The organism is Xanthomonas hawaiiensis (assembly GCF_031834635.1).
Classification (GTDB): Bacteria; Pseudomonadota; Gammaproteobacteria; order Xanthomonadales; family Xanthomonadaceae; genus Xanthomonas_A; species Xanthomonas_A sacchari.
In genome coordinates this window covers 1,576,722-1,601,002 of record NZ_CP115873.1, presented here as the reverse complement: position 1 = coordinate 1,601,002, position 24,281 = coordinate 1,576,722, and the positions used below count along the sequence as shown (strand labels likewise).

17 protein-coding genes and 1 pseudogene are annotated in these 24,281 nt (G+C 70.1%); 15 read left to right on the top strand and 3 right to left on the bottom strand.

Annotation, left to right across the window (positions count from 1 at the left end; translation table 11 throughout):
- Window positions 1–13 precede the first annotated feature (13 nt).
- The 7 genes from PG878_RS06950 (at window position 14) to mdtD (ending at window position 6,168) form a co-directional block, all read left to right on the top strand.
- Window positions 14–967, top strand: a complete 954-nt coding sequence (locus PG878_RS06950; protein ID WP_209029695.1) for a GlxA family transcriptional regulator — start codon at window positions 14–16, stop codon at window positions 965–967.
- A 63-nt stretch (window positions 968–1,030) separates the two neighbouring features.
- Window positions 1,031–1,285: a WGR domain-containing protein gene (locus tag PG878_RS06945; RefSeq protein WP_010344159.1), complete on the top strand. Its 255-nt coding sequence runs from the start codon at window positions 1,031–1,033 to the stop codon at window positions 1,283–1,285.
- Window positions 1,286–1,295: 10 nt separating this feature from the next.
- Window positions 1,296–2,372 carry a uroporphyrinogen decarboxylase gene (gene hemE, locus PG878_RS06940; RefSeq protein WP_209029694.1) on the top strand — a complete coding sequence of 359 codons (1,077 nt, stop codon included), beginning with the start codon at window positions 1,296–1,298 and terminating at the stop codon, window positions 2,370–2,372.
- A gap of 264 nt (window positions 2,373–2,636) precedes the next feature.
- Window positions 2,637–3,578 carry a hypothetical protein gene (locus PG878_RS06935; protein WP_209029693.1) on the top strand — a complete coding sequence of 314 codons (942 nt, stop codon included), beginning with the start codon at window positions 2,637–2,639 and terminating at the stop codon, window positions 3,576–3,578.
- Window positions 3,575–3,862: a hypothetical protein gene (locus PG878_RS06930; RefSeq protein ID WP_209029692.1), complete on the top strand. Its 288-nt coding sequence runs from the start codon at window positions 3,575–3,577 to the stop codon at window positions 3,860–3,862. Before PG878_RS06935 ends, PG878_RS06930 begins: the two co-directional genes overlap by 4 nt.
- A 172-nt stretch (window positions 3,863–4,034) precedes the next feature.
- Complete coding sequence (locus tag PG878_RS06925) at window positions 4,035–4,421, top strand: VOC family protein (protein WP_209029691.1); 387 nt, start codon at window positions 4,035–4,037, stop codon at window positions 4,419–4,421.
- A gap of 316 nt (window positions 4,422–4,737) precedes the next feature.
- Window positions 4,738–6,168 (top strand): multidrug transporter subunit MdtD, encoded by a 1,431-nt coding sequence (gene mdtD, locus PG878_RS06920; RefSeq protein ID WP_209029690.1) that lies wholly within the window; start codon window positions 4,738–4,740, stop codon window positions 6,166–6,168.
- 173 nt (window positions 6,169–6,341) lie between these two features.
- Here mdtD and PG878_RS06915 read toward each other — a convergent pair whose 3' ends face one another.
- Entirely contained in the window at window positions 6,342–9,896 is a 3,555-nt protein-coding gene (locus PG878_RS06915) for a hybrid sensor histidine kinase/response regulator (RefSeq protein WP_209029689.1), read from the bottom strand.
- Window positions 9,897–10,007: 111 nt separating this feature from the next.
- Window positions 10,008–13,571 (bottom strand): hybrid sensor histidine kinase/response regulator, encoded by a 3,564-nt coding sequence (locus tag PG878_RS06910; protein WP_209029688.1) that lies wholly within the window; start codon window positions 13,569–13,571, stop codon window positions 10,008–10,010.
- A 231-nt stretch (window positions 13,572–13,802) separates the two neighbouring features.
- Between PG878_RS06910 and PG878_RS06905 the strand changes: the two genes are divergently transcribed.
- Genes PG878_RS06905 through PG878_RS06895 form a run of 3 tightly spaced genes read left to right on the top strand, consistent with a single transcriptional unit; the run spans window position 13,803 to window position 15,616 of the window.
- Complete coding sequence (locus PG878_RS06905; protein WP_209029687.1) at window positions 13,803–14,471, top strand: YceI family protein; 669 nt, start codon at window positions 13,803–13,805, stop codon at window positions 14,469–14,471.
- Entirely contained in the window at window positions 14,468–15,034 is a 567-nt protein-coding gene (locus PG878_RS06900) for a cytochrome b (RefSeq protein ID WP_017907780.1), read from the top strand. The genes PG878_RS06905 and PG878_RS06900 overlap by 4 nt, the downstream gene beginning before the upstream one ends.
- 12 nt (window positions 15,035–15,046) lie before the next feature.
- A complete protein-coding gene (locus PG878_RS06895) occupies window positions 15,047–15,616 on the top strand; it encodes a YceI family protein (RefSeq protein WP_209029686.1) in 570 nt (189 codons plus the stop codon).
- A gap of 77 nt (window positions 15,617–15,693) precedes the next feature.
- Here the strand turns inward: PG878_RS06895 and PG878_RS06890 are convergent, their stop codons facing one another.
- Window positions 15,694–15,933: a glutaredoxin family protein gene (locus PG878_RS06890; protein ID WP_209029685.1), complete on the bottom strand. Its 240-nt coding sequence runs from the start codon at window positions 15,931–15,933 to the stop codon at window positions 15,694–15,696.
- A gap of 86 nt (window positions 15,934–16,019) precedes the next feature.
- Here PG878_RS06890 and PG878_RS06885 point away from each other — a divergent pair, with 86 nt between their 5' ends.
- From PG878_RS06885 to PG878_RS06865, 5 genes and pseudogenes are all read left to right on the top strand, one after another.
- Entirely contained in the window at window positions 16,020–17,402 is a 1,383-nt protein-coding gene (locus tag PG878_RS06885; protein ID WP_010344168.1) for an L-serine ammonia-lyase, read from the top strand.
- A gap of 195 nt (window positions 17,403–17,597) precedes the next feature.
- Complete coding sequence (locus PG878_RS06880) at window positions 17,598–20,606, top strand: diguanylate cyclase domain-containing protein (RefSeq protein ID WP_311186028.1); 3,009 nt, start codon at window positions 17,598–17,600, stop codon at window positions 20,604–20,606.
- A gap of 68 nt (window positions 20,607–20,674) precedes the next feature.
- Complete coding sequence (locus PG878_RS06875) at window positions 20,675–21,685, top strand: alpha/beta fold hydrolase (RefSeq protein ID WP_209029683.1); 1,011 nt, start codon at window positions 20,675–20,677, stop codon at window positions 21,683–21,685.
- A 429-nt stretch (window positions 21,686–22,114) separates the two neighbouring features.
- A pseudogene (locus PG878_RS20840) lies at window positions 22,115–22,861 on the top strand (Ig-like domain-containing protein); the annotation flags it as partial.
- Between the two features lie 60 nt (window positions 22,862–22,921).
- Window positions 22,922–24,166 carry a glycoside hydrolase family 18 protein gene (locus PG878_RS06865; protein WP_244672462.1) on the top strand — a complete coding sequence of 415 codons (1,245 nt, stop codon included), beginning with the start codon at window positions 22,922–22,924 and terminating at the stop codon, window positions 24,164–24,166.
- Window positions 24,167–24,281 lie beyond the last annotated feature (115 nt).

Here is a 24,281-nt window from a genome sequence, read left to right as displayed (position 1 = left end):
CTAAAATCGGGCCATGTCGCCGCATCGCATCGCCGTGGTCGCCTTCGACCGCATCAGCCCTTTCCACCTGGCGGTGCCCTGCCAGGTGTTCGAGGCGCGGCCGGACACCGACCTGCCAGCCTTCGACCTGCGGGTCTGTGCGACCGATCCGGGCCCGCTGCGCACCGACGCCGGCTTCGCCATCCAGGTGCAGCACGGCCTGGAAGCGCTCGAGGGTGCCGACACGGTGATCGTGCCGTCCTGGCGCGATGCCGCCGAGCCGGCGCCGGCAGCGCTGTGTCAGGCGCTGCACCGCGCCCACGCCAGCGGCGCGCAGGTGGTGGGGCTATGCCTGGGCACCTTCGTGCTGGCCGACGCCGGCCTGCTCGACGGCCGTCCGGCCACCACCCACTGGGCGGCGCTGGCGCGCTTCGCGCAGCGCCATCCGCAGGTGCGGCTGCAGCCGGACGTGCTGTACGTCGACGACGGCGACGTGCTGACCTCGGCCGGCACCGTGGCCGGCATCGATTGCTGCCTGCACCTGGTGCGACGCCGCCACGGCGCCGACGTCGCCAACCGCATCGCCCGGCGCCTGGTGGTGGCGCCGCATCGCCAGGGCGGCCAGGCGCAGTACATCGAACAGCCGCTGCCGGCCAGTCGCCGCGACGCCCTGCTCGGCCCGACCCTGGACTGGATGCTGCAGCGCCTGGACCAGCCGCAACGGCTGGATGCGCTGGCCGCGCACGCGCGGATGAGCCGGCGCAGCTTCACCCGGCAGTTCCGCCAGGTGACCGGGACCACCGTGGTGCAGTGGCTGGCGCACCAGCGGCTGGTGCGCGCCCAGCAGTTGCTGGAGCGCACCGACCTGCCGCTGGAGCGCATCGCCGCCGACTGCGGCTTCGGCAGCGCCGGCGCGCTGCGCCTGCAGTTCACGCGCGACCTGGGGCTGCCGCCCTCGGCCTATCGCCGCGGCTTCCGTGCCGGCTGAGCGCCCGCAGCGTTCCGCCGACCGGGCCACGTCGCCTGCACCGGCACCCGCTACAATCGGCGCATGCGCGTCTTCCTCCAGCAACGCCCCGACGGCAACGAGCCGCCACGCTACCTGCAGTTGACCCTGCAGCCGGACCTGCTCGGCGGCTGGGAACTGTTGCGCGAGAGTGGCCAGATCGGCGGCCGTGCGCAGCTCCGGCGCGAGCTCTACCTGCAGCAGGAAGACGCCAACGCCGCCTTCGAGAAAGCCCGCGACGCCCAGCTCAAGCGCGGCTTCCAGGTCATGTTCACCCGTGGCGCCGACGCGCCGCGCTAAGGAATCCCCCATGCTCAAGAACGACCGTCTGCTGCGCGCGCTGCGCCGCGAGCCCGTGGACCAGACCCCCGTGTGGCTGATGCGCCAGGCCGGGCGCTACCTGCCCGAGTACCGCGCCACCCGCGCCCGCGCCGGCAGTTTCCTGGCCATGGCCAAGACCCCGGAACTGGCCTGCGAAGTGACCCTGCAGCCGCTGGCGCGGTTCCCGCTGGACGCGGCGATCCTGTTCTCGGACATCCTCACCATTCCCGATGCGATGGGCCTGGAGCTGTACTTCGTCGAAGGCGAAGGCCCCAAGTTCCGCCACCCGGTGCGCGACGCCGCGGCGATCGCCCGGCTCGGCGTGCCGGACATGGAGACCGAGCTGCGCTACGTGATGGACGCGGTGCGGGTGATCCGCCGCGAACTGGACGGCAGCGTGCCGCTGATCGGCTTCTCCGGCAGCCCCTGGACCCTGGCCTGCTACATGGTCGAGGGCGGCGGCAGCGACAACTACGCGCGGATCAAGGCGCTGGCGCTGAACGACCCGGCGGCGCTGCACCAACTGCTGTCGGTCAACACCGACGCGGTGATCGCCTACCTGGCGGCGCAGCGCGCGGCCGGCGCGCAGGCGCTGCAGGTGTTCGACACCTGGGGCGGCGTGCTGAGCCCGGCCATGTACCGCGAGTTCTCCCTGCCCTACCTGCAGCGCATCGCCCGCGAACTGGGGCGCGGCGACGGTGCCGAGCGCACCCCGCTGATCCTGTTCGGCAAAGGCAATGCGCCCTACCTGGAGGAACTGGCCGGCTCCGGCGCCGAAGGCGTGGGCGTGGACTGGACCATCGACCTGGCCGACGCCGCGCGCCGCACGGGCGGCCGCGTCGCCCTGCAGGGCAACCTGGACCCGGCGATGCTGTACGGCGCGCCGGAGGCGATCGAACGCGAAGTGCAGCGCGTGCTGCGCAGCTATGCCGACGGCAATAACGGCTCGCTGGACGGCCACGTGTTCAATCTCGGCCACGGCCTGTCGCCGGACATGCAGCCCGAACACGTCGGCGCGTTGGTGGAAGCGGTGCAGCGGCATAGCCGGCGCAACCGACTCGGGTAAGCCATATGGCAGCGGCAGCCGCTGCCGACCCGCTGGCGAAAGATTGCACATGCCTGCCCAGGGTCAGAATGCCGCGTTATGCATCGCGAAGGCGACCGCTCCAGTCTGCGCGGTGTCTACCCGCGCAAGACCTGAGGATTGTAACTTAGAAGAGCGTCACAGACGCTAGAGCATCACTTCGCAGTAAAGGCATTGCTTTACAAACTCGCTGTATCGCACCGCTGCCAAGCATGCGGTCCCATCAAAAAATCAAGGACGGTTCTTATGAAAAAAACACTCGCAGGATTATTTTCAATCCTTTTCGCATGTTCGTTTTTTGCAAAAGCAGAGGATACTGCATCCGTATGCAACGGATGCTCGAACCAAGCCCTTAGATTTCAAGCGCAGGATCTCGGTAATGGACATCACTACTTTTGGGATTTCACCAATCGCAAGCTGACCCATTACCTCACGCAGGGCATAACCACCCCGTACGCGCATGTCCAAAAAAATAGCACTTCATTTGCAAGCAAAATTTCCGTCACAGTGATTCCACTGACATCCGAAGACTCGCAACTACTGAACTACGGGCTAGAACTTTACGATGCCACCGGAACTACAGATATACGGCACACTGTCGTATCCGACTTTGACATCCCTACCGCTTCAGCGCAATCGAAATTTAGGGCAGCAAGCGAGACCACCCGCAAAATGACGGCGTTCGATGCGGTGACAACGCCCGCCTATCGAGAAGCCGCCATCAATATAAACTTTAACCGCAACAATCTCGGATTTTTCTACTGGGCCCAAGACAGAACCCGCGTAGCCCTCTCAACCCTTACAAATTTCGTGGCCATAACTGGCTTAAAAACCCCCTTCACGATAGTAAATAACATCCAGTTCCCCGATGGATCTTATTTTCAAGTCGGCTGGGACTTCAATGCCAGAGCATACTCCTATCTCAAGGGTTCGGCGCATGACGCTGCAGGAAACCGCATACCGGAAAACACAGTTGATGCGGGCGGCGGCATCGGAGGAAGTACAAATTACGTCTACCTAAACACTGTCACTGGAGTAACAACGGGGGGCGAAATGGTGGATCATTTAGATGCCCTCGGCGTGAAGTGGAATACACCACCAGGCGTCCCCGTCAACCAAGGTTTTATAATCGCGTGCTCGGCCACTCCTTCTGGCACAATGTGTACCATACAGCCCCTGACCCGATGAATACGATTCCCATTGGTAATATTCCCCTCATCCGCTCGTTCCTGTTGTTGTTTTTCGCCACCGGCTTGGCATCGATCGGGTGGCAATCGACAGACGATCTGGATTGGAAAGCAGCCTTGTTGTATGGCGGCATGGTCGCCACCTATGCCACTGGTGTCATCTTCTACCACAGGTCCCTGCAGAAGCGCAGACCGTTCGTCAATTACGGATATTCCACTTTCTTGTTGTTTCTTAGCCTGCTGGCTCTCGCAAGTGGATTAATTACCTTGTTAGTACGCTTGTAGCACAGGAACGGGGCCTCGCTGCTGTCGGTCCATCCGTGGCAGCGAGGCTATACGTGATCGCACTCCTAGAACACGACCACTGCAGTCGTTACGGCTCTCGTCCCATGTGCGCGCCGGACCACCCACGACGCCGATTGCGCGACAATGCGGTCCCGTCGGCCAGGCCACGCGCATGAATCCGGTCAGTTACTTCGAAATCCCGGCCGCCGACCTGGAGCGTGCCATCGCCTTCTACAGCGCCGTGTTCGATACCACGTTCGAACGTGCGCACGTGGATGGCAACGCGATGGCGTTCTTCCCCTATGCGCCGGGCCATCCAGGCGCCAGCGGCGCGCTGGCCCAAGGCGACAGCTACACGCCCGGCCAGGCTGGGGCGCGCCTGTACTTCACGGTGCAGGACATCCGCGCCACGCTCGACAAAGCGGTCGCCGCCGGAGGCCGCGTGCTGTATCCGCCGACCTTGGTCGGCGCCTTCGGCGAGGTCGCGGAAATCGAGGATTGCGAAGGCAACTGCGTCGCGCTGCATGTGCCGGCGATCGCTGCAGACACCGCGCCCTGACGGGACGCGGGAAGCCTGGGGTTCCGAGCAAAATCGTTATCGCGCGACCCGATGGGAGGCGGCGATTTTCTTGTGCAAGGGACTTCAGTTCCGACAAACTTTCCCGGCAAGGCCCGTCGGGACTGAAGTCCCTCCCACAGTGCGGTCGCAACCGCGCTGCACGTGCGGAAGAATCCCGGGTCACGGGTCCCACCCTTCCAGCGCCATCGCTGAGCGCCGACTGGATGACGCACGCGCCGCAAGCGCGGCTGCACGGCACGGCGACGCGATCTGCGCGATCCTATTGTCCCCCCCCCCCGCGTCGCCCTGCGTGCCGATGTCCGCGCCCTCTTCCGATCCGATCGCCGTTCCTAACGCGCGTAGTTTCCGTCCGCTGCTGTGGCTGGTGTCGCTGGCCATCTTCATGCAGATGCTCGATGCCACCATCGTCAACACCGCGTTGCCGGCGATGGCCCACAGCCTCGGCGAAAGTCCGCTGCAGATGCAGTCGGTGGTGTTCAGCTACGCCCTGGCGGTGGCGATGTTCATTCCCGCCTCCGGCTGGATCGCCGACCGCTACGGCACCCGCCGCACCTTCCTGATCGCGATCGTGCTGTTCACCCTCGGCTCGCTGCTGTGCGCGGCGGCGCCGCGGCTGCCGTATCTGGTGGCCGCGCGGGTGCTGCAGGGCATCGGCGGTGCGATGCTGCTGCCGGTCGGCCGGCTGGCGGTGATGCGCTCGGTGTCGCGCGCGCAGTTCCTCAGCGCGATGAGCTTCATCGCCATCCCCGCGCTGATCGGGCCGCTGGTCGGGCCGACCCTGGGCGGCTGGCTGGTGCAGGTGGCGTCCTGGCACTGGGTGTTCCTGATCAACCTGCCGATCGGCGCGATCGGCTTCGCCGCCGCGCTGAAGATCATGCCGGACTTCTACGGCGAGCAGCGCACCCGCTTCGACCTGATCGGCTACGCCATGCTGGCTTTCGGCATGGTCGCGCTGTCGCTGGCGCTGGACGGCATCTCCGAACTGGGCCTGCGCCACGCCTTCGTGATGCTGCTGGCGATCGCCGGGCTGGCGGCGCTGATCGGCTACTGGCTGCACGCGGCCAACGCGGCGGCGCCGCTGTTCCCACTGCATCTGTTCAAGGTCACCAGCTTCCGCATCGGCATCCTCGGCAATCTGTTCTCGCGCGTGGGCAGCGGCAGCATGCCGTTCCTGATCCCGCTGCTGCTGCAGGTGGGCCTGGGTATGAGCCCGATGAACGCCGGGCTGATGATGATCCCGGTGGCGCTGGCCGGCATGGCCTCCAAGCGCGCGGCGGTGAAGCTGGTGGAACGCTTCGGCTACCGCCGCGTGCTGATGACCAACACCGTGCTGGTCGGCACCGCGATGGCCAGCTTCCTGCTGTTCGACGCCGGCCAGCCGCTGGGCTGGCGGTTGCTGCAGCTGGCCCTGTTCGGCGCGGTCAACTCGCTGCAGTTCACCGTCATGAATACCGTGACCCTGCGCGACCTGGACCGCGACCAGGCCAGCGCCGGCAACAGCCTGCTGTCGATGGTGATGATGCTGGCCACCGGCTTCGGCGCCGCGGCCGCCGGCAGCCTGCTGGCCGCGTTCAACACCCACCTCGGCGACACCCATGGCGCCACCGCGGCGCTGCATGCGACCTTCGTCTGCGTCGGCGCGATCACCCTGACCTCGACGCTGATCTTCTGGCAGTTGCCGGATACGCGGCCGTTGCCGAAGCAGGTGGAAGAGGTGGCGGAGTAGCCGGGCAGCGGGGATTGGGGAGTCGGGATTGGGGAGTCGCAACGGCGGCGGTATCGCGGTCTGCCAGATCCGTTGAATCGCGTAGGAGCGGCTTCAGCCGCAACCGGGCGTTCTCGGCAATGCCCGGTCGCGGCTGAAGCCGCTCCTACGACGGCGGTGGCGCGGCGAACGCGCTAAGGGCGATCGTCGCTGCCGTGCTTCCCCGGTTGCGGTGTTTCTTCCGGGCCCGGCTCACCCTCCACCGCCTTGGCCAACATCTCGCCCGTCACCGGCTTGCGCAGAAAGCCGCTGAAACCGGCGGCACGCGCCTGCGGTTCGGCGTCGGCATCGGCGCGGGCGGTGACCGCGATCAGCGGCATGCCGTAGCCGAAGGCGCGCAGCTGCCGCGCCAGCGCCAGGCCGTCCAGGCCAGGCAGATCCAGATCCAGCAGGGCGATGTCGAAGGTGCTGGCCGCCGCTTCGGTCAGCGCGGCCAGCGCATGCGCGGCGTGGGTGACGTGGTGGCCGCGCGCGCGCAGCAGGCCACCGACCACCTCGGCCACGGTCGGGTCGTCCTCGACCAGCAGGATCCGCCGCGGCACTGCGGCGCCGGCGGACGCGCGGGCGTCGCGCGGCGCCTGCGGCAGCGGCTCGGGCACCCACGGCAACGGCAGGTCGACCACGAAGCGCGTGCCGGCACCGAGCCGGCTGCTCAGGTCGATGCGCCCGCCCATCGCCACCGCCAGTTCCTGGCTGATCGCCAGGCCCAGGCCGCTGCCGCCGTAGCGCGCGGCGGTCCGCGGCCCGTCGGCCTGCTCGAAGCGCTGGAACAATCGCGCCTGCTGGTCGGCATTGATGCCCGGCCCGGTGTCGGCGACCTCGAAACGCACGCCCTGCTGCGGCTGCAACGGCGCCACCCGCAACTGCACGCTGCCGTGCTCGGTGAACTTGATGGCGTTGTTGAGCAGGTTCAGCAGGATCTGCCGCACCCGCGTGGCGTCGCCGCGCGCGGTGACCTGCGGCGGCATGGCGTTGTCCAGGGCGAAGACCAGCCCGCGGCTGCGCGCCATCGGCCCCATCATCGCCTCCAGTTCGGCGATCAGCCGGCCCAGGTCGAACGGCTGCTGCTCCAGTTCCAGGCGCCCGGCCTCGATCCGCGCCAGGTCCAGCGCATCGTTGACCAGGCGCAGCAGATGCGAGCCGGCGTCGCGGATCGATTCGGTATAGCGGCGCTGCTTGGCATCCAGCGGGGTGGCCAGCAGCAGTTCGCTCATGCCCAGCACGCCGGTCATCGGCGTGCGCACCTCGTGGCCGAGCGTAGCCAGGAAGCGGGTCTTGGCCAGCGAGGCCTGCTCGGCCACCTCCTGCTTGTGCACCGCCAGTTGCCAGGCGGCGCGCCGGCGCAGGCGGCGCCGGTACAGATAGGCGAGCAACCACAGCGCCAGGGCTGCCAGCGCCGCCAGCCCGGCGACGCCCCAGGGGCTGCGCCACCACGGCGGCAGCACGCGGAAGCGCAGCGTGATCACCTTCGACCACACCTTGTCGGCGGTACGCGCCTGCATCTCCAGGGTGTAGTGGCCCGACGGCAGCCGCGAGAACAGGCGCTCGCCGCTGGCGCCCACGTCGACCCAGTCCGGATCGTAGCCGCTGAGGCGGAAGCGGTAGGTGTTGGCGTCGGTGTCGGAGAACGACAGCAGGCGCGCGACCACGTGCAGATCGCGATCGCCTTCCTGCAGCACGATGCGGTCGGCGTGCAACAGATCCAGCCCGCGCTCGCCGCGGCGCACGCCGATGCGCTCGATCACCAGCGGCGGCTGCCGCCGCGACGGCACCACCTGCGACGGCTCGAACAGCACCACCCCGTCCGGGGTGCCGCCGAGGATCTGCCCACTGCGCGCCTGCACCAGGCTGCGGGTCTGGAACTCCTGGTTGGGCAGGCCGTCGTGCACGCCGTAGGAGCGGATCGCCTTGCTCGCCGGGTCGACCCGGATCAGGCCGCGCATGCTGCTCAGCCAGGCGACGCCGCTGGCGTCGACCACCAGGCCATTCGGCGCCAGCGCCGGAAACTCCTGGTCGGCATCGATGCGGTCGAGCAGGCTCAGCCGGCTGCCATCCCACAGATAGCGCTCCAGGCAGCCGACACTGGCCAGCCAGACCACGTTGCCTTCGCTGATCGCCAGTGCGCTCAGGGCGCGCTGCGGTGCGCCCGGCACCGGCTCGAACCGCGCGTGCGCCGGGTTCCAGGCAAGCAGGCCGTGCTGCCCCAGCAGCCAGGGCTGGCCCTGCGGCCCGGCGCGCGCCTCCTCCACCACCAGATCCATGGGCACGCCAGCGGTCCCCGGCGCCATGTTGCGCAGCACATGGCCATCGAGATCGCGCACCTGCACGCCGCCGAGGTCGCTGAAGATCCAGACATGGCGGTCGCTGCTGAAGACGATGCGGTCCACCTGCTCGGTGATCGGCGCATCGGCACCGGCGTTCTCGTCCCAGCGCCGGACCTCGCCGCTGGCCGGGTCGTAGCGCAACACGCCGCCGGCCGCCGCCGCCCACAGCCGACCCTGCGGGTCCTCGGCGATCGCCCGCGTCCAGTCCAGACCGAACAGCGCCCGCATGTGCCGACGCACGGCGCCGGTGGCCGGATCGAGCTTGTCCAGCACCCCGCGCGTGCCCACCAGCCACACGGCGCCGTCGCGGGAAGCGGCGGTGGCCAGCACGTAGGGATTGCCCATCGACTCCGGGTCGTCCACCCGGTAGGACAGCACCGAGAACTGCTGCCAGTTGGCCGGCAGGTGCCACAGGCCGGCATTGGTGCTGGCGAACCACAGGCCGCCCTCGCGGTCCTCGAACGCCAGCGACCAGTTCGGCTTGACCAGCCCGTGCGCGGAATTGCTGTACAGCGGCACGTTGCGGATCACCCCGGACTCGCTCTCGCGGCCCAGCCCGTCCATGGTGTCGAACCAGCGCGTGCCATGGCGATCGTGCGCCAGCATGCCCAGCACGCTGCCGCCGGGCAGGTTGCGCCAGTACGGCTCCACCACGCTGGCGTCGGCACGCACCAGGCGCGCACCGCCGGTGGTGGCGACCCACACCGTGCCATCGCGTTCGGGGGTCAGCCCCTGCACCTCCGGCCGCGGCAGCGCGGCGGCGTCGAGCCGCTGGAAATCGTGCCCGGTCCAGCGCGCCAGGCCCCCGCGGGTGCCCACCCACAAGCTACCGTCCGGTGTGGTCGCCAGGCGGGTCACGCTGGCCGAGGGCAGGCTGCGCGGGTCCCCGTCGATCGGCATGAACCGGCGCAGGCGGCCGTCCGGCTGCAACTGGTGCAGGCCGCCGGCGGACGTGCCGAACCAGATGCTGCCGTCCGGCGTGGAGGCGATCGCCCACACCGAGGTGCCGCCGATCTGCGGATAGGTGATGCGATCGTAGTAACGGAACTGGCGGCGGTCGGCCGAGAGCATGCCCAGGCCGGCGCCGTCGGTGCCGAACCAGACCCGGTTCTGCGCATCGACGTGCACCGACCAGATCTTGTTGGCGTGCAGGCCGTCCTCGATGCGCCAGATGCGGTAGCCGCGTCCGTCGAAGCGCGCCAGGCCGTCGCTGCTGGCCAGCCACAGGTAGCCGAGCTTGTCCTCGGCGAAGCCATTGATGCTGTTGGACGGCAGGCCGTCGGCCACGGTCAGTTGGCGCGGCTGCGGCGTCGGCGGCACCGCCGCGCCGGCGACCGCGGACCACGCCAGCAGCAGCCATCCCAAGATCCGTCTCGACCGCATCGCCTCTGTCTCCCCCGACGGGCATCCGTCCCGCGCCACCGGCGCCATCGTCGGCGATAAACGCCGGCGCTGGCAACCGCGACCTGCATCGGCTCAGAACGGCGGTGGCGCGCCGTCCAGCACCGCGTCGATGGCCGCTTCCAGCATCTGCCCGGTGACCGGCTTGCGCACGAATCCGGCGAATCCGGCGGCGCGCGCGGCGGCTTCGGCCTCGCCGTCGGAGCGCGCGGTCACCGCCACCAGCGGGAAATCATGGCCCAGCGCGCGCAACTGCCGCGCCAGCGCCAGACCGTCGAGCGCCGGCAGGTCCAGGTCGAGCAGGCCGATGTCGAAGCTGCCCTGGCTGGCTTCGGTGAGCGCTTCCAGGCCGTGCGCGGCCCAGGCCACCTGGTGGCCGCGGCCACGCAGCAACTCGATCATCACCTGCGCCACGGTCGGTTCGTCCTCGACCAGCAGGATGCGCAGCGCGGTGCGCGCCCGCGGCGCCACCGCCGGCGCCGCCGGCTCCTGCGCCAGGCGCCAGCGCAGCGGCAGGCCCACGCGGAAGCGCGCGCCATGCCCGAGCCGGCTCTCGACCTGGATGCGCCCGCCCATCGCCATCGCCAGTTCCTGGCTGATCGCCAGGCCCAGGCCGCTGCCGCCCTGGCGCACCGCGGTGCGCGGGCCGTCGCCCTGCTCGAAACGCTGGAACAGCCGCGCCTGTTGCTCGACGCCGATGCCCGGGCCGGTGTCGGCCACCTCGATGCACAGCCCGTGGCCGTCCTGGGTCGGCGCGACCGTCAGCGCCACCGAGCCGGTGCTGGTGAACTTGATCGCGTTGCCGAGCAGGTTCAGCAGGATCTGCCGCACCCGCAGCGCATCGCCCTCCACCGTGGTCGGGCCGGGCATGGCGTCGTGCAGATCGAAGCGCAGCCCGCGCGCCTGCGCCAGCGGCGCCATCAGGTTGACCACTTCGGCAATCAGCGCCTGCAGCGCGAACGGCTGCGACTCCAGGCGCAGGCGCCCGGCCTCGATCCGCGCCAGGTCCAGCGCGTCGTTGACCAGGTGCAGCAGATGCGTGCCGGCGCGGCGGATCGACTCGGTATAGCCGCGCTGCTTGGGATCCAGCGGCGTGGCCAGCAGCAGCTCGCTCATGCCCAGCACCCCGGTCAGCGGCGTGCGCACCTCGTGGCCGAGCGTGGCCAGGAAGCGGGTCTTGGCCAGCGAGGCCTGTTCGGCCAGTTCCTGCTTGTGCAGGGCCAGTTCCCAGGCGTGCTGGCGGCCGAGGCGGCGCCGGTAGGCGCGCAGCGAGACCAGCAGCAGCAGGCCGGCCGCGGCGAGCAGCCCGACGATGCCCCAGACGCTGCGCCACCACGGCGGCTGCACCTGGAACGGCAGGCGCAGCGTCGGCGACCACGCGCCGTTGCGGGTGCGCGCCTGGATCTCCAGCACCTGCGCGCCGTCGGGCAATTGCGGCAGGGTGCGTTCGCCGCTGGCGCCGGTGCTGACCCAGTCGCGGTCGTAGCCCGGCAGGCGGAACCGGTAGACGATGTGTTCGGGATCGATGTACGACAGCAACCGCACCGCCACGCGCAGGTCGCGGTCGTCCGAGCGCAAGGTGAAGTCGCCGCGCGTCGGCAGGCTCAGCAGGCGCGGGCCGCGCCGCACCTGCACGCTCTCCATGCTCAACGCCAGCGGCACCGGCACCGGATCCGGCTGCTGGGTGTCCAGCAGCGCCACGCTGCCGTCCGCGGCCGCGGCCACCAGCACGCCGTCGGCGGTCATCAGCAGCCCGCGCCGCACCAGTTCCTGGCTGCCGAGCCCGTCGCGGGTGCCGAACGCGCGCACCGCCGGGGTGCGCCGCGGATCGACCCGGAACAGGCCGCGGCGCATGCCCAGCCAGGCGCGCCCCTGCGGATCGGCGACCAGCGCACTGGACTCGGTGGCCGGCAGCCCGTCGGCCACCGCGTAACGCTGGCTGCGCTGCCACCTGCTGCCGGTGCGCCGCCACAGTTCCAGCCCCGACAGCCGGTGCACCCACAGCGTGCGCGCATCGGCGAAGGCGAACGACTGCACCTTCTCGCCGGCCAGTTCCGGCGGCGTGCGGAACTGGCCGGCCGCCTCGTCCCAGTGCTGGAACTGTTCGTCGGCCACCCACGGCGTGCCGTCCGGCGCCATCGCGAACGCCGCGATGTCGGTGCCGGCCAGGCCGTGCTGGCCGGCGGGAATGTTCTGCAGCACGTGGCCGTCGCCGTCGCGCACCTGCAGGCCATAGCCCGGCGCGCCGATCCACAGCCGCTGGCGCGCGTCCAGTTGCAGCCAGGCGAGCGTGCCGTCCGGGATCGCATCGGCCTCGCCGGCGGCGCGGGTCCAGCGCTGCAGCGGGCCGCCGTCCAGCGGGCCACGCAACAGCGTGCTGCTGCCGCCGATCCACAACGCGCCGCGCGGGTCGTCCAGCACCGACAGCGTGCGTCCGCTGGGCGCGCCGTTGGACCAGTGCGGCGCGCTCAGCGCACCGCTGATGGTATCGAGGCGGAACACGCTCGCGCCGGCGCCAAGCAGCCACACCCCGCCCGCGCGCGCCGGCGCCAGGCCGACGTACTGGTCGGCAGGCAGCCCCTGCGCGGTGCCCAGCACCGCCAGCCGGCGCCAGTCCGGACGCAGGTAGCCCAGGCCGCGGGTCGGCAACGGCACCCACAGGCCGCCCTCGCGATCGCGCAGCAGGGTCTCCACCACGCTGGCGCCGGACACCGCCGCGCCGCCGGTGTCCACCCGCCGCGCCGGCCCGTCGGCCGGCTTGTGCCACAGGCCTTCGCCGTTGCCGAGCCAGTAGCCGCCGGCGCCGTCCTCGGCGATCGCGTTGGCGGCGCGGTGCAGCGCGCCGATCCAGTCCGCGCGCAACCAGCGCCCGGCACGGTCGCGCCGGAACAGGCCGGTGTTGCCGCTGAACCACAGGCCATCGCCGAGCCGGGTGATCGACATGATCACCTGCTCCTCCTGCGGCATGCCGTCGTCGATGCGGTAGGCAGTGGCGTGGCGGCCGTCGTAGCGCACCAGGCCCTTGAAGGTGCCCACCCACAACACCCCGGCGTCGTCGAAGGCCAGGGTCAGCACCGCGCTGTCGAGCAGCGCGTCCACCTTCGGGTCGCCGGCGCGGATGCGCTGCACCCGGCCATCGTCGCCCAGCCGGTACAGGCCGCCGCGGTAGGTACCGAAGAACACCGCATCGCCACGGCTGGCGATGGCGAACACCTCGTCGCTGCGCATCGCCGGCTGGTTGGCCATGTTGAAGTGGCGGAAGCCGCGCCGGTCCGCGCCGAGCATGCTGAGGCCGCCGCCCTCGCAGGCCACCCAGATGCGGTCGCGCGCGTCGATGTGCAGGTCCTGCACGTAGTTGCAGCGCAGCGAGGCCGGATCGGCCGGGTCGTGGCGCCAGACCCGGAACTCGCGCCCGTCGTAGCGGGCCAGGCCGTCGCCGCTGGCGATCCACAGATATCCGTCGCGGTCCAGCAGCAGCCCGGAGATGTCGCTGGACGGCAGCCCCTGCTCGCTGGAGAACACCCGGAAGCGCGGCAGTTGCGGCACCCCGGCCCAGGCGTCGGCGCAGACGGCGGCCAACGTCAACAGGCAGGCCAGCCCCCAGCAGCGCCACCGGCGTGGGGGATGCGGGATGGGCATGGACATCGGCTCCGGCAAAGGACGTCGGCGGATGAACACCGGCGCACTGCCGGGGCCGGACGCGCAAGGCGGCCGCTCCGTGTGCCGCTCGCCGCGGCAGCGTTCTTATACCGCGCGGCCGCGGAAAAATCACACCTGCCGCGACGTGCAACGAACCGTTACGCGCGACAGGTACGCAGCCAGGCCGGACTGTGACTAGAATCCGGCGACCCTCCCAGCGCGGCCCGCTTCATGCTCAAACCCTCTCTCGTGGCGCTCCTGCTGGCCTTGCCGGGCGCCGCCCTGGCCGCGCCGGCGCAGTACGCGCTGGACCCGGTACACACACGGGTGCTGTTCGCGATCGAGCACGCCGGCTTCTCCAAGGCGCTGGGCACCGTGTCCGGTAGCACCGGCACCCTGGTGTTCGACCCGGACGACTGGCGCAGCGCGCGGCTGCAGGCGCGGGTGCCGTTGCAGCGGCTGGACCTGGGCGACGCCAAGTGGAACCGCGCCGCGCTGGCGCACAACCTGCTCGACGGCGACCGCTACCCCGAGGCGCAGTTCGTCTCCACCCGCGTCGAGCCGATCGACGCACAGCACGCCAAGGTGATCGGGCAGTTGACCCTGCACGGCGTCACCCGCGAGGTGACCCTGGACGTGACCCTCAATGCGGTCAAGCGCCATCCGCTGCCGCCATTCCGCCGCACCGCCGGCTTCTCCGCCACCACGACCCTGCAGCGCGCCGACTTCGGCATCAGCGCCTGGCCGTCGGTGATCGGCGGCACGGTCGAGTTGCGCATCGAGGCCGAGGCCACCCGCGAAGGCGGCGCCAAGACCGAGCCGGATCCGGCACCGGGCACCCCGCCCGCCACGCCCACCGACACCCCCACCGCGCCGAATGCGCAGGACGGCACGCCATGAGCGCCCGCAACACCCCCGACCGCTGGGGCAGCGTCAGCCAGACCCTGCACTGGCTGATCGCCGCCCTGATCCTGCTGCTCGGCGTGGTCGGCCTGACCATGGGCGAGCTGCCGAAGACGCCCAAGTATTTCTGGGTCTACACCGCGCACAAGTCGCTGGGCCTGACCGTGCTGGCGCTGGTGATCGTGCGGCTGGGCTGGCGCCTGTACGCCGGCGCGCCCAAGCCGGTGCCGGGCACGCCCGGCTGGCAGGAGCGCATCGCCGACGCCACCCACGCCTTGCTGTACGTGATGATCTTCGCCATCCCGCTGTCCGGCTGGCTGTACGACTCGGCCAGCGGCCTGCGTCCGTTCCGCTGGTTCGGCCTGGTCGCGGTGCCCAAGCTCAGCGCCCCGAACGAGCACCTGCGCGACCTGTCGCACACGGTGCACGAATGGGGCTTCTGGCTGCTGATCGCGGTGGTCCTGGCGCATGCCGGCGCCGCCTTCTACCACCACCTGTTCCAACGCGATGCCACCCTGGCGCGGATGCTGCCGCGCGGCTGGCTCACCCCCAAGTCCTGAGGAGCCGTTTCGATGTCCACCCGTTTTGCGTCCCCCGCCGCCGTCGCCGCCAGCCTGGTGGCCCTGCTCGCCGCCGCCCCCGCGGTGCGGGCCGCCGACTATGTGCAGGCCCCCGGCTCCACCCTGGTGTTCGCCAGCAAGTACGACGGCGAAGTGTTCACCGGCCAGTTCCCCGGCTTCGACACCAAGCTCAGCTTCGACCCGGCCAACCTGGCCGGCGCCAAGCTCGACGTCACCATCCCGCTGGCAGGCGCCAAGAGCGGCAACAACGACCGCGACTCCACCCTGCAGGGCGCGGATTTCTTCGATGTGGCCAAGTTCGCCACCGCGCACTACCGCGCCGACAAGTTCCGCGCGCTGGGCAACAACCAGTTCGCCGCCGACGGCACCCTGGAACTGCGCGGCGTGTCCAAGCCGGTGACCCTGACCTTCACCTGGACCCCGGGCGCGCAGCCGGTACTGGCCGGCAAGGCCACGGTCAAGCGCCTGGACTTCGGCGTGGGCGGCGGCGATTGGGCCAACACCAAGACCATTCCCAACGAAACCGCGATCAGCACCAAGGTGGTGTTCAAGGCGAAGTGATTCGCCACAGGCCGCGGGCGCGCGGCCGCTGAGCGGCGGATTTCCTCGTCGGGTCCGCCGCTTTTTTTATGCGCGTCTCATGTGCGGTCGGCCGAAGTCGCCAGCCAGCCGCGCACGCCGTCCGCATCGAACGGCCAGTCCAGCTCGCGCCCGTCGGCGGCGCGCAGTACCGGCACGCGCACACCGTAGCGCGCCTCCAGCGCCGCGTCGTCGTCGATGAAAACGCTTTCCAGATCGGCCACGCGCGCCTGCGCCAGCACCTGCAGGGCCTGGTCGCACAGATGGCAGTCGTCGCGCTGGTACAGGGTCGGGGCCATGCTCGCGTGCAATGCTGCGCTGCGGACCTGTGCCGCGCGCCGGAAGCATAGAATAGACGGTCTTTCGCCCACCCTTCGGCACGCGCATGGCTGTCAGTACGTTCGACCTGTTCAAGATCGGCATCGGGCCGAGTTCCTCGCATACCGTCGGGCCGATGCGTGCCGCCGAGCGCTTCGTGCACCGCTGGCTGTTCGACCAGGGCCGCCTGCAGGACGTGGTGCGGGTGCGCGCGGAAGTGTTCGGCTCGCTGGCCCTGACCGGGCGCGGCCACGGCACCGACAAGGCGGTGCTGCTGGGCCTGGAAGGCCAGCGTCCGAACCTGATCGACCCGGACATCATCCCCGGCGCGCTGGAGCGCATCCGCGGCAGCAAGCGCATCAACCTGCTCGGCCAGCACGAGATCGCCTTCGACGAGAAGCGCGACCTGGCGATGAACAAGCGGCAGAAGCTGCCGTACCACACCAACGGCATGCGCTTCACCGCCTACGCGGCCAACGACGAAGTCGTCGCCACGCGCGACTACTACTCCGTCGGCGGCGGGTTCGTGGTCAACCAGGACGACGCCGCCGACGACCGCATCGTCGCCGACGAAACGCCGCTGCCCTACCCGTTCAAGAGCGGCGACGAGCTGCTGGCGCAGGCCGCGCGCAGCGGCCTGAGCATCGCCGCGCTGATGTTCGAGAACGAGAAATGCTGGCGCAGCGAGGACGAGATCCGCGCCGGCCTGCGCGAGATCTGGGGCGCGATGCAGGCGTGCGTGACGCGCGGCATCCGCGAGGAAGGCACGCTGCCCGGCGGTCTGCACGTGTCGCGGCGCGCACCGGCGCTGTACCGCGAGCTGTCGTCCAAGCCGGAAGCGGCGATGCGCGATCCGCTGACCACGCTGGACTGGGTCAACCTGTACGCGCTGGCGGTCAACGAAGAGAACGCGGCCGGCGGTCGCGTGGTCACCGCGCCCACCAACGGCGCGGCCGGGATCATCCCGGCGGTGCTGCACTACTTCGACCGGTTCTGCCCCGGCGCCGACGAACAGCGCGTGTTCGACTTCCTGCTCACCGCCGCGGCGATCGGCATCCTGTACAAGGAAAACGCCTCCATCTCCGGCGCAGAAGTGGGTTGCCAGGGCGAGGTCGGCGTGGCCTGCTCGATGGCCGCCGGCGGCCTGGTCGCCGCGCTCGGCGGCAAGCCGGGACAGATCGAGAACGCCGCCGAGATCGGCATGGAGCACAACCTCGGCCTGACCTGCGACCCGATCGGCGGCCTGGTGCAGATCCCGTGCATCGAGCGCAACGCGATGGGCGCGGTCAAGGCGATCAACGCCAGCCGGATGGCGATGCGCGGCGACGGCAAGCACAAGGTGTCGCTGGACAAGGTCATCCGCACCATGCGCGACACCGGCCGCGACATGCAGGACAAGTACAAGGAAACCAGCCGCGGCGGGCTGGCGGTGAACGTCATCGAGTGCTGAGCCAGCCCGATGGACGCTGGCCCAGGTGATCACCAGCGTCCTCGCTGCCGCGCGCATCAAGATCCGCGCGGCGATGCCGCTAACGACAGAGACGTCGGCCGATCCGGCATGGGCATGCGCTTGCGGTTTCCACACGCCTCCTGGCGCCTGCTGGCGCTACAGCTGGCCATGCTCTCGACAGCGTGGAGCGCGTGTGTGCCGCAGGCGCGGGCATTGCAGCCGGACAAGCAGTTCAATCACTACGAGCGCGAAGGCTGGGGCCTGGACCAGGGCCTGCCGCAACTGAGCGTGCAGGCGTTCGCGCAGGACCGCCAGGGCTATCTGTGGATCGGCACGATGGGCGGGCTGACCCGCTTCGACGGCGTGCGCATGACCTCGTTCAACGAGGGCGCGCCGGCGCACCTGCCCGGCAACCTGATCAAGGCGCTACACGTGGATGCCGCCGGCACGCTGTGGATCGGCACCTACCGCGGCCTGTCGCGCTACCGCGACGGGCGCTTCGCCACGCTGCTGCCGCAGGATCCGCAGGCGCCGCTGCTCAACATCGAGGCGATCGCGACCGATGCGCGCGGCACCGTGCTGGTCGCGGCGCAGGATGGCGTGTACGCGGTACAGGGCGACCACCTGCAACTGCGCCATCGCATCGCCGGCGGTGCCTCGGCGCTGTTGCCGCGCGCCGACGCGCTGTGGGTGGGCGCCCGCGGCGAAGTGCTGCGCTTCGTCGCCGGCCAGGACGCGCCGGTGTCGCTGCCGTTGCCGCAGGAGGCCGCCGCGGTGCCGGTGCAGCATCTGCTGGAGGCGCAAGGCATGCTCTGGGCCGGCACTCGCGACGGCCTGCTGCTGCGCCGCGACGGGCGCTGGCAATGGCTGCCCGACCCCACTGGGACCAGCCGGCGCGCCGTGCTGGCCCTGTTCGAGGACAGCGACCGCAACCTGTGGGTGGGACAGCCCGGCGCGCTGCTGCGCGTGCGCGATGGCGCCATCGCCGAACGCACCCCGGAAACCAAGCCGAACGTGGGCGTCAACGCGATCTTCGAGGATCGCGAGCGCAACCTGTGGCTGGGCAGCAGCTGGAACGGCGCCACCCGGCTGTGGAACGGCTGGACCCGTCGCTACAGCACGCACGAGGGCCTGGACGATGCGCTGGTGTGGACCCTGGCGCGCGATCCGGACGGATCGCTGTGGGCCGGCACCGATAGCGGCCTGTCGCAGCTGCGCGATGGCCGCTACCAGCCGGTGCTGAACCTGGCGCAGTTGCACAACGAAGCCCCCTACACCTTGCTGGCCGAGCCCGGACAGCTGTGGATCGGCACCCGCCACGGCGCCGCCCTGTACCGCGACGGCCGGCTCGGCCAGCCGGCCTGGCTGGCGCCGCTGCGCGACCTGCAGATCAGCGGGATCGTCCGCGATCGCGCGCAGCGGCTGTGGTTCGCCAGCACCGACGGCCTGTTCCGCGCCGACGGCACGCGGCTGCGCCGCTACGGCACGGCCGAGGGGCTGCGCGATCCGCGCGTGCGGCTCATCCACGAGACCCGCGACGGGCGCCTGTTGATCGGCGCGCAGTCCGGCCTGTACGAACTGCGCGGCGAGCGCCTGGTCGCACTGGCGCCGCCGGGCTCGGCGCTGGCCAGCGCCGACATCACCGCGATCCACGAACTGCCTGGCGGACAATGGCTGGTCGGCACCCTCAACGAGCAACTGTGGCTGTTCGACGGCACGCACTGGTATGCGTTCGGCGAGCAGGACGGGCTGCCGGTGAACGCCGCGTTCTTCATCGCCGACGACGGCCGCGGCGCGATCTGGGTGGCCGGCCTGCGCGGGGTCTACCGCGTGCGCCTGGCCGACCTGCAGCGCCACGCGGCGTCGCCGCAGGCGCCGCTGAACGCCGAACTGATGCTCACCGAACGCGCGCAGCGCCACGGCGGCGTGCAGGGCATGTGCTGCAACGGCGCCGGCAACGGCAAGGGCTTCATCGAGCAAGGCACGCTGTGGCTGCCCAGCCGCGATGGGGTGGTCGCGCTGGACACCGCCGGCATCGTCAAGAATCCGGTGGCGCCGCAGCCGGTGGTGGAGCGGGTACGTGCGCTGGGCCTGTGGCTGACGCCGCAGGCGCTGCCCACCCCGCTGCCGGAAGCCGCGCGCGACCTCGATTTCGAGTTCACCGCCGCCTCGTTCCAGGCCCCGCAGAACGTCGAGCTGCGCTACCGCCTGCGCGGCTACGACCGCGGCTGGCGCACCCTCGACGACATCCGCCAGCGCTCGGTCAGCTACACCAACCTGCCCGGCGGCGACTACGTCTTCGAAGTCACCGGCAGCAACAACGCCGGCGTGTGGGCAGCAGCGCCGGCGCAGTTGCCGCTGCGGATCGCGCTGCGCTTCCAGGAAACGCCGTACTACAAGCTGCTGCTGACGCTGGGCGCGTTCGCCCTGCTGCTGTGCGCGGTGGCCCTGGCACGGCTGCACAACCGGCGCCAGCGCGACATCCTCGAACGCCAGGTGCGCGAGCGCACCCAGGCATTGCAGGCGGCCAACCAACGCCTGCAGGAGGCCAGCTTCACCGACGAGCTGACCCAGTTGCGCAACCGCCGCTACCTGTCGCTGCACATCCCCAGCGACATCGCGCTGTACCGGCGCATGGCCGCCAACGACGAGGACATGCTGTCCTCGGGCATGCTGTTCGCGCTGATCGACATCGACCATTTCAAGTCGATCAACGACAGCGGCGGGCACCACACCGGCGACGCCGTGCTGCAGCAGATGGCGCAGTTGCTGGTGCGGCTGACCCGCGAGAGCGATTACGTGGTGCGCTGGGGCGGCGAGGAATTCCTGCTGGTGCTGCGCTCGGCGCCGCGCGAGAACCTCACCATGGCCGCCGAACGGCTATGCCGCTCGGTCGCTGCGCATCCGTTCGTGTTCGACCACGGACGCCAGGGCCGGGTCACCTGCTCGATCGGGCTGGCCGAATTCCCGTTCGTGCACGACCCCGACAACCTGCTCGGCTGGGAGCAACTTCTGGTGCTGGCCGACCGCGCGCTGTACCAGGCCAAGGCCAAGGGCCGCAACGGCTGGGCCGCGTACCGGCCGGTGCTGGGCGCGCAGGCCGAACAGGTACTGGCGGCGCTGCAGGAGCCGCTGGCGCAGATGCAGCGCCACGCCTGCCTGACCCTGGTGCACAACGGCGGCGGCCTGCCGCCGCCCGCGTGACGCGTTGACGCCTGGCAAGCGCGGGCACGGCTAAGGTCGGGGTCCATCATGTCTGCCGACCCGCTCCCATGCGCCACTGCCTGCTGATCGCCGCCCTCGCCCTGTCGCCGCTCGCATCCGCCGCGGCCACCGACGCACCGCCGCGCTACGGCGCGCAACTGGAAGGCTTCGCCTATCCCTACCCGGTGCACTGGTTTCGCTTCGACTCGCAGCGCCAGCCGCTGCAGATGGCGTACATGGACGTGGGCCCGACCGGCACGCCGAACGGCCGCACCGTGGTACTGCTGCACGGCAAGAACTTCTGCGCCGCGACTTGGGAATCGACCATCGCCGCGCTGGTGGCACAGGGCTACCGGGTGCTGGCGCCAGACCAGATCGGCTTCTGCAAGTCGAGCAAGCCCCAGGCCTACCAGTTCACCTTCGCGCAACTGGCGGCCAATACCCATGCATTGCTGCAGCAGGCCGGGGTGAGCCGCGCCGCGATCGTCGGCCACTCGATGGGCGGCATGCTCGCCGCGCACTACGCACTGCAATACCCGCAAGACGTGAGCCAGCTGCTGCTGGTGAACCCGATCGGGCTGGAGGACTGGAAGGCGGCCGGCGTGCCCTGGCGCAGCGTCGACGACTGGTATGCCAAGGAGCGCAAGACCGATGCGGCCTCGATCAAGCAGTACCAGTTGAACGCCTACTACGGCGGACAGTGGAAGCCCGAGTACGACCGCTGGGTGAGCATGCAGGCCGGCCTCTATGCCGGCCCCGGCGGCGACCGCGTGGCCTGGAACCAGGCGCTGACCTCGGACATGGTGTTCAACCAGCCGGTGGTGCAGCGCTTCGCGCAACTGCGCGTGCCGACCACGCTGTTCATCGGCCAGCGCGACCGGACCGCGATCGGCAAGGACCTGGCACCGCCGGCGCTGGCAGCGACCCTGGGCGACTACCCGGCCCTGGGCAAGCGTGCGGCCGCGGCGATTCCCGGCGCGCAGCTGGTCGCCTTCGACGACCTCGGTCATTCGCCGCAGGTGGAAGCGCCGCAGCGCTTCAACGCCGCGCTGCTCGAGGCACTGGGCAAGGCGCCCTGACCCGACGTTCGCCACGCCTCGCGCCTGCGCGGCGGCGCCACCGCGTCTTGTCGCACAGCTAGGGGGAGTGTGGCGGCGTACCGGCGACGACAGCACGCCGCCCGGCGCGCTGCGCGGGCCTGGCCGCCATTGGCCGTGCCAGTCTCGCGCCACCCACGCGCCGATGCACCCGATGTGCAGCCATTGCGCTGCAGCATCGGCCGTTCATGAAAACGTTGTCATCGCGGTGATTCTGGATACATCTCGCAGTCGTCCGAATTGTCTGTTGACAACGTTGTCTCCTGGCCAGAACCCTGCGCCTGCCCGGTCCGCGCACGAACGCCACACGACGTCGGCGCCAAACGCTCCCGGGTGATCGGATCCAAGGAACCAGACAGCGGCGAACCGCCGCTCCTCAGTCGCGTTACCTACCGCATCGGAGGCGTCACCATGAACACGAAATCCGCTGGATCGTGGTTGCTGTTCTGTTGTCTCGCCCTCGCCGGCCTCGTGCCCGGCCAAGCCTCGGCTGCCGCGTGCAGCGGCGTCGCCGCCTGGAACCCGGCCACGATCTACGCCGCCGGCGACACCATGACCTACGCCGGCCACCTGTACCGCGCCAACGGTCCGATCTGGAACACCGCGCCGACCTACTGCACCAGTTGCGGCTGGTACCAGGACCTGGGCACCTGCGACGGCAGTTCCAGCAACCAGCCGCCGAGCGTGGTCATGACCGCACCCACGAGTGGCACCCGCTTCGTGGTCGGCACCACCATCACCCTGCAGGCGTCGGCCAGCGATGCGGACGGCAGCGTGGCGCGCGTCGAATTCTTCCGCGGCAGCACCTCGCTCGGCAGCGTCAGCGGCGCGCCGTACACGCTGTCCTGGAGCGGCGCAGCGGCCGGCGACTACAGCCTCACCGCCGTGGCCACCGACAACGCCGGTGCCCGCACCACCTCGGCCGCGGTTGCGATCACCATCGCGGCGGCATCGACCGATACCACCGCGCCGAGCGTGCCGACCGGCCTGGCCGCGGCCACGCGCGCCAGCAACGCCATCACCCTGAGCTGGAACGCGGCCTCCGACAACGCCGGCGGCAGCGGCCTGGCCGGCTACGACATCGTCCGCGACGGCAATCGCGTGGGCACGTCCACCACCACCGGCTACACCGACTCGGCACTGAGCGCCGACACCGCCTACAGCTACGCCGTCCGCGCCCGCGACAACGCCGGCAACGTCTCGGCCAGCAGCGCCACGCTGAACGTGCGCACCCTGCCCGCCAGTGCCGGCGGCGGCAAGCGCGTGATCGGCTACTTCACCCAGTGGGGCATCTACGGCCGCAACTACCAGGTGCGCGACATCCAGACCAGCGGCGCCGCCGGCTACCTGACCCACCTCAACTACGCCTTCGGCAACGTGCGCAACAACCGTTGCGAAGTCGGCGTGACCCAGCCGTCGGACAGCAGCACCGGCGCCGGCGGCGACGCCTTCGCCGACTACACCAAGGCGTTCTCCGCCGCGCAGAGCGTGGACGGCGTTGGCGATACCTGGGACCAGCCGCTGCGCGGCAACTGGAACCAGTTGAAGAAGCTCAAGGCCACGCACCCGGGGCTGAAGGTGCTGATCTCGCTGGGCGGCTGGACCTGGTCGCGCGGCTTCTCCAGCGCTGCGCGCGCCGAGAACCGCCAAGCCTTCGTCGCCTCGTGCATCGACGCCTACATCCGCGGCAACCTGCCGGTCACCGACGGCGCCGGCGGCAGTGCGGCCGCGGCCGGCGTGTTCGATGGCATCGACATCGACTGGGAATACCCGGTGGCATGCGGCATCGCCTGCGGCAGCGCCGAGGACCGGCAGAACTTCACCGCGCTGCTGGCCGAATTCCGCCGCCAGCTCGACCAGGTGCGGCCGGGGCTGCTGCTGACCGTGGCGGTCGGCGCCGGCATCGACAAGATCCGGGTCACCGACCCTAACCTGTACGCGCAGTACCTGGACTACCTCAACGTGATGACCTACGACTTCCACGGCGCCTGGGATCCGCAGACCAACCACCACTCCGCCCTGTTCGAGTCGTCGGCCGATCCGTCCAGCGGCGACCAGCGCTACTACAACAGCAACGACGCCATCCAGGCCTTCCTCGACCGCGGCGTACCCGCCGCCAAGCTCAACCTCGGCATCGGCTTCTACGGGCGCGGCTGGACCAACGTGCCCAACGTCAACCACGGCCTGTACCAGAGCGGCAGCGCCGCGGCGGGCACCTACGAGGCCGGCATCGAGGACTACAAGGTGTTGCGCGGCCGCAGCGGCACCGACTACGTCGACGCCCAGGCGCACGCGCACTGGAAGTACGACGGCAGCACCTTCTGGAGCTACGACAACCCAGCACTGGTCACCGAGAAGATGAACTACGTCAAGACCCAGGGCCTGGGCGGCGCGTTCTTCTGGGAATTCAGCGGCGACTACCAGGGCGAGTTGCTGAAGACCATGGGCCAGGGTCTGCAATGAGTTGAGGCGCCGGCCGCCGCGTATGGCGTGCCCGCATCGGCATCGGCGTTGCGGGCAACGCCGGCACTCCCCAGACTGGCCGTCGACGCCAGTCCGAACCGCGACGCCCGCACGT

What these genes read in the sequence shown, in the direction of transcription:
- PG878_RS06950 (WP_209029695.1), top strand. Translation starts at nt 14, where the DNA reads ATGTCGCCGCATCGCATCGCCGTGGTCGCCTTCGACCGCATCAGCCCT.
- PG878_RS06945 (WP_010344159.1), top strand. Translation starts at nt 1,031, where the DNA reads ATGCGCGTCTTCCTCCAGCAACGCCCCGACGGCAACGAGCCGCCACGC.
- hemE (WP_209029694.1), top strand. Translation starts at nt 1,296, where the DNA reads ATGCTCAAGAACGACCGTCTGCTGCGCGCGCTGCGCCGCGAGCCCGTG.
- PG878_RS06935 (WP_209029693.1), top strand. Translation starts at nt 2,637, where the DNA reads ATGAAAAAAACACTCGCAGGATTATTTTCAATCCTTTTCGCATGTTCG.
- PG878_RS06930 (WP_209029692.1), top strand. Translation starts at nt 3,575, where the DNA reads ATGAATACGATTCCCATTGGTAATATTCCCCTCATCCGCTCGTTCCTG.
- PG878_RS06925 (WP_209029691.1), top strand. Translation starts at nt 4,035, where the DNA reads ATGAATCCGGTCAGTTACTTCGAAATCCCGGCCGCCGACCTGGAGCGT.
- mdtD (WP_209029690.1), top strand. Translation starts at nt 4,738, where the DNA reads ATGTCCGCGCCCTCTTCCGATCCGATCGCCGTTCCTAACGCGCGTAGT.
- PG878_RS06910 (WP_209029688.1), bottom strand. Translation starts at nt 13,571, where the DNA reads ATGCCCATCCCGCATCCCCCACGCCGGTGGCGCTGCTGGGGGCTGGCC.
- PG878_RS06905 (WP_209029687.1), top strand. Translation starts at nt 13,803, where the DNA reads ATGCTCAAACCCTCTCTCGTGGCGCTCCTGCTGGCCTTGCCGGGCGCC.
- PG878_RS06900 (WP_017907780.1), top strand. Translation starts at nt 14,468, where the DNA reads ATGAGCGCCCGCAACACCCCCGACCGCTGGGGCAGCGTCAGCCAGACC.
- PG878_RS06895 (WP_209029686.1), top strand. Translation starts at nt 15,047, where the DNA reads ATGTCCACCCGTTTTGCGTCCCCCGCCGCCGTCGCCGCCAGCCTGGTG.
- PG878_RS06890 (WP_209029685.1), bottom strand. Translation starts at nt 15,933, where the DNA reads ATGGCCCCGACCCTGTACCAGCGCGACGACTGCCATCTGTGCGACCAG.
- PG878_RS06885 (WP_010344168.1), top strand. Translation starts at nt 16,020, where the DNA reads ATGGCTGTCAGTACGTTCGACCTGTTCAAGATCGGCATCGGGCCGAGT.
- PG878_RS06875 (WP_209029683.1), top strand. Translation starts at nt 20,675, where the DNA reads ATGCGCCACTGCCTGCTGATCGCCGCCCTCGCCCTGTCGCCGCTCGCA.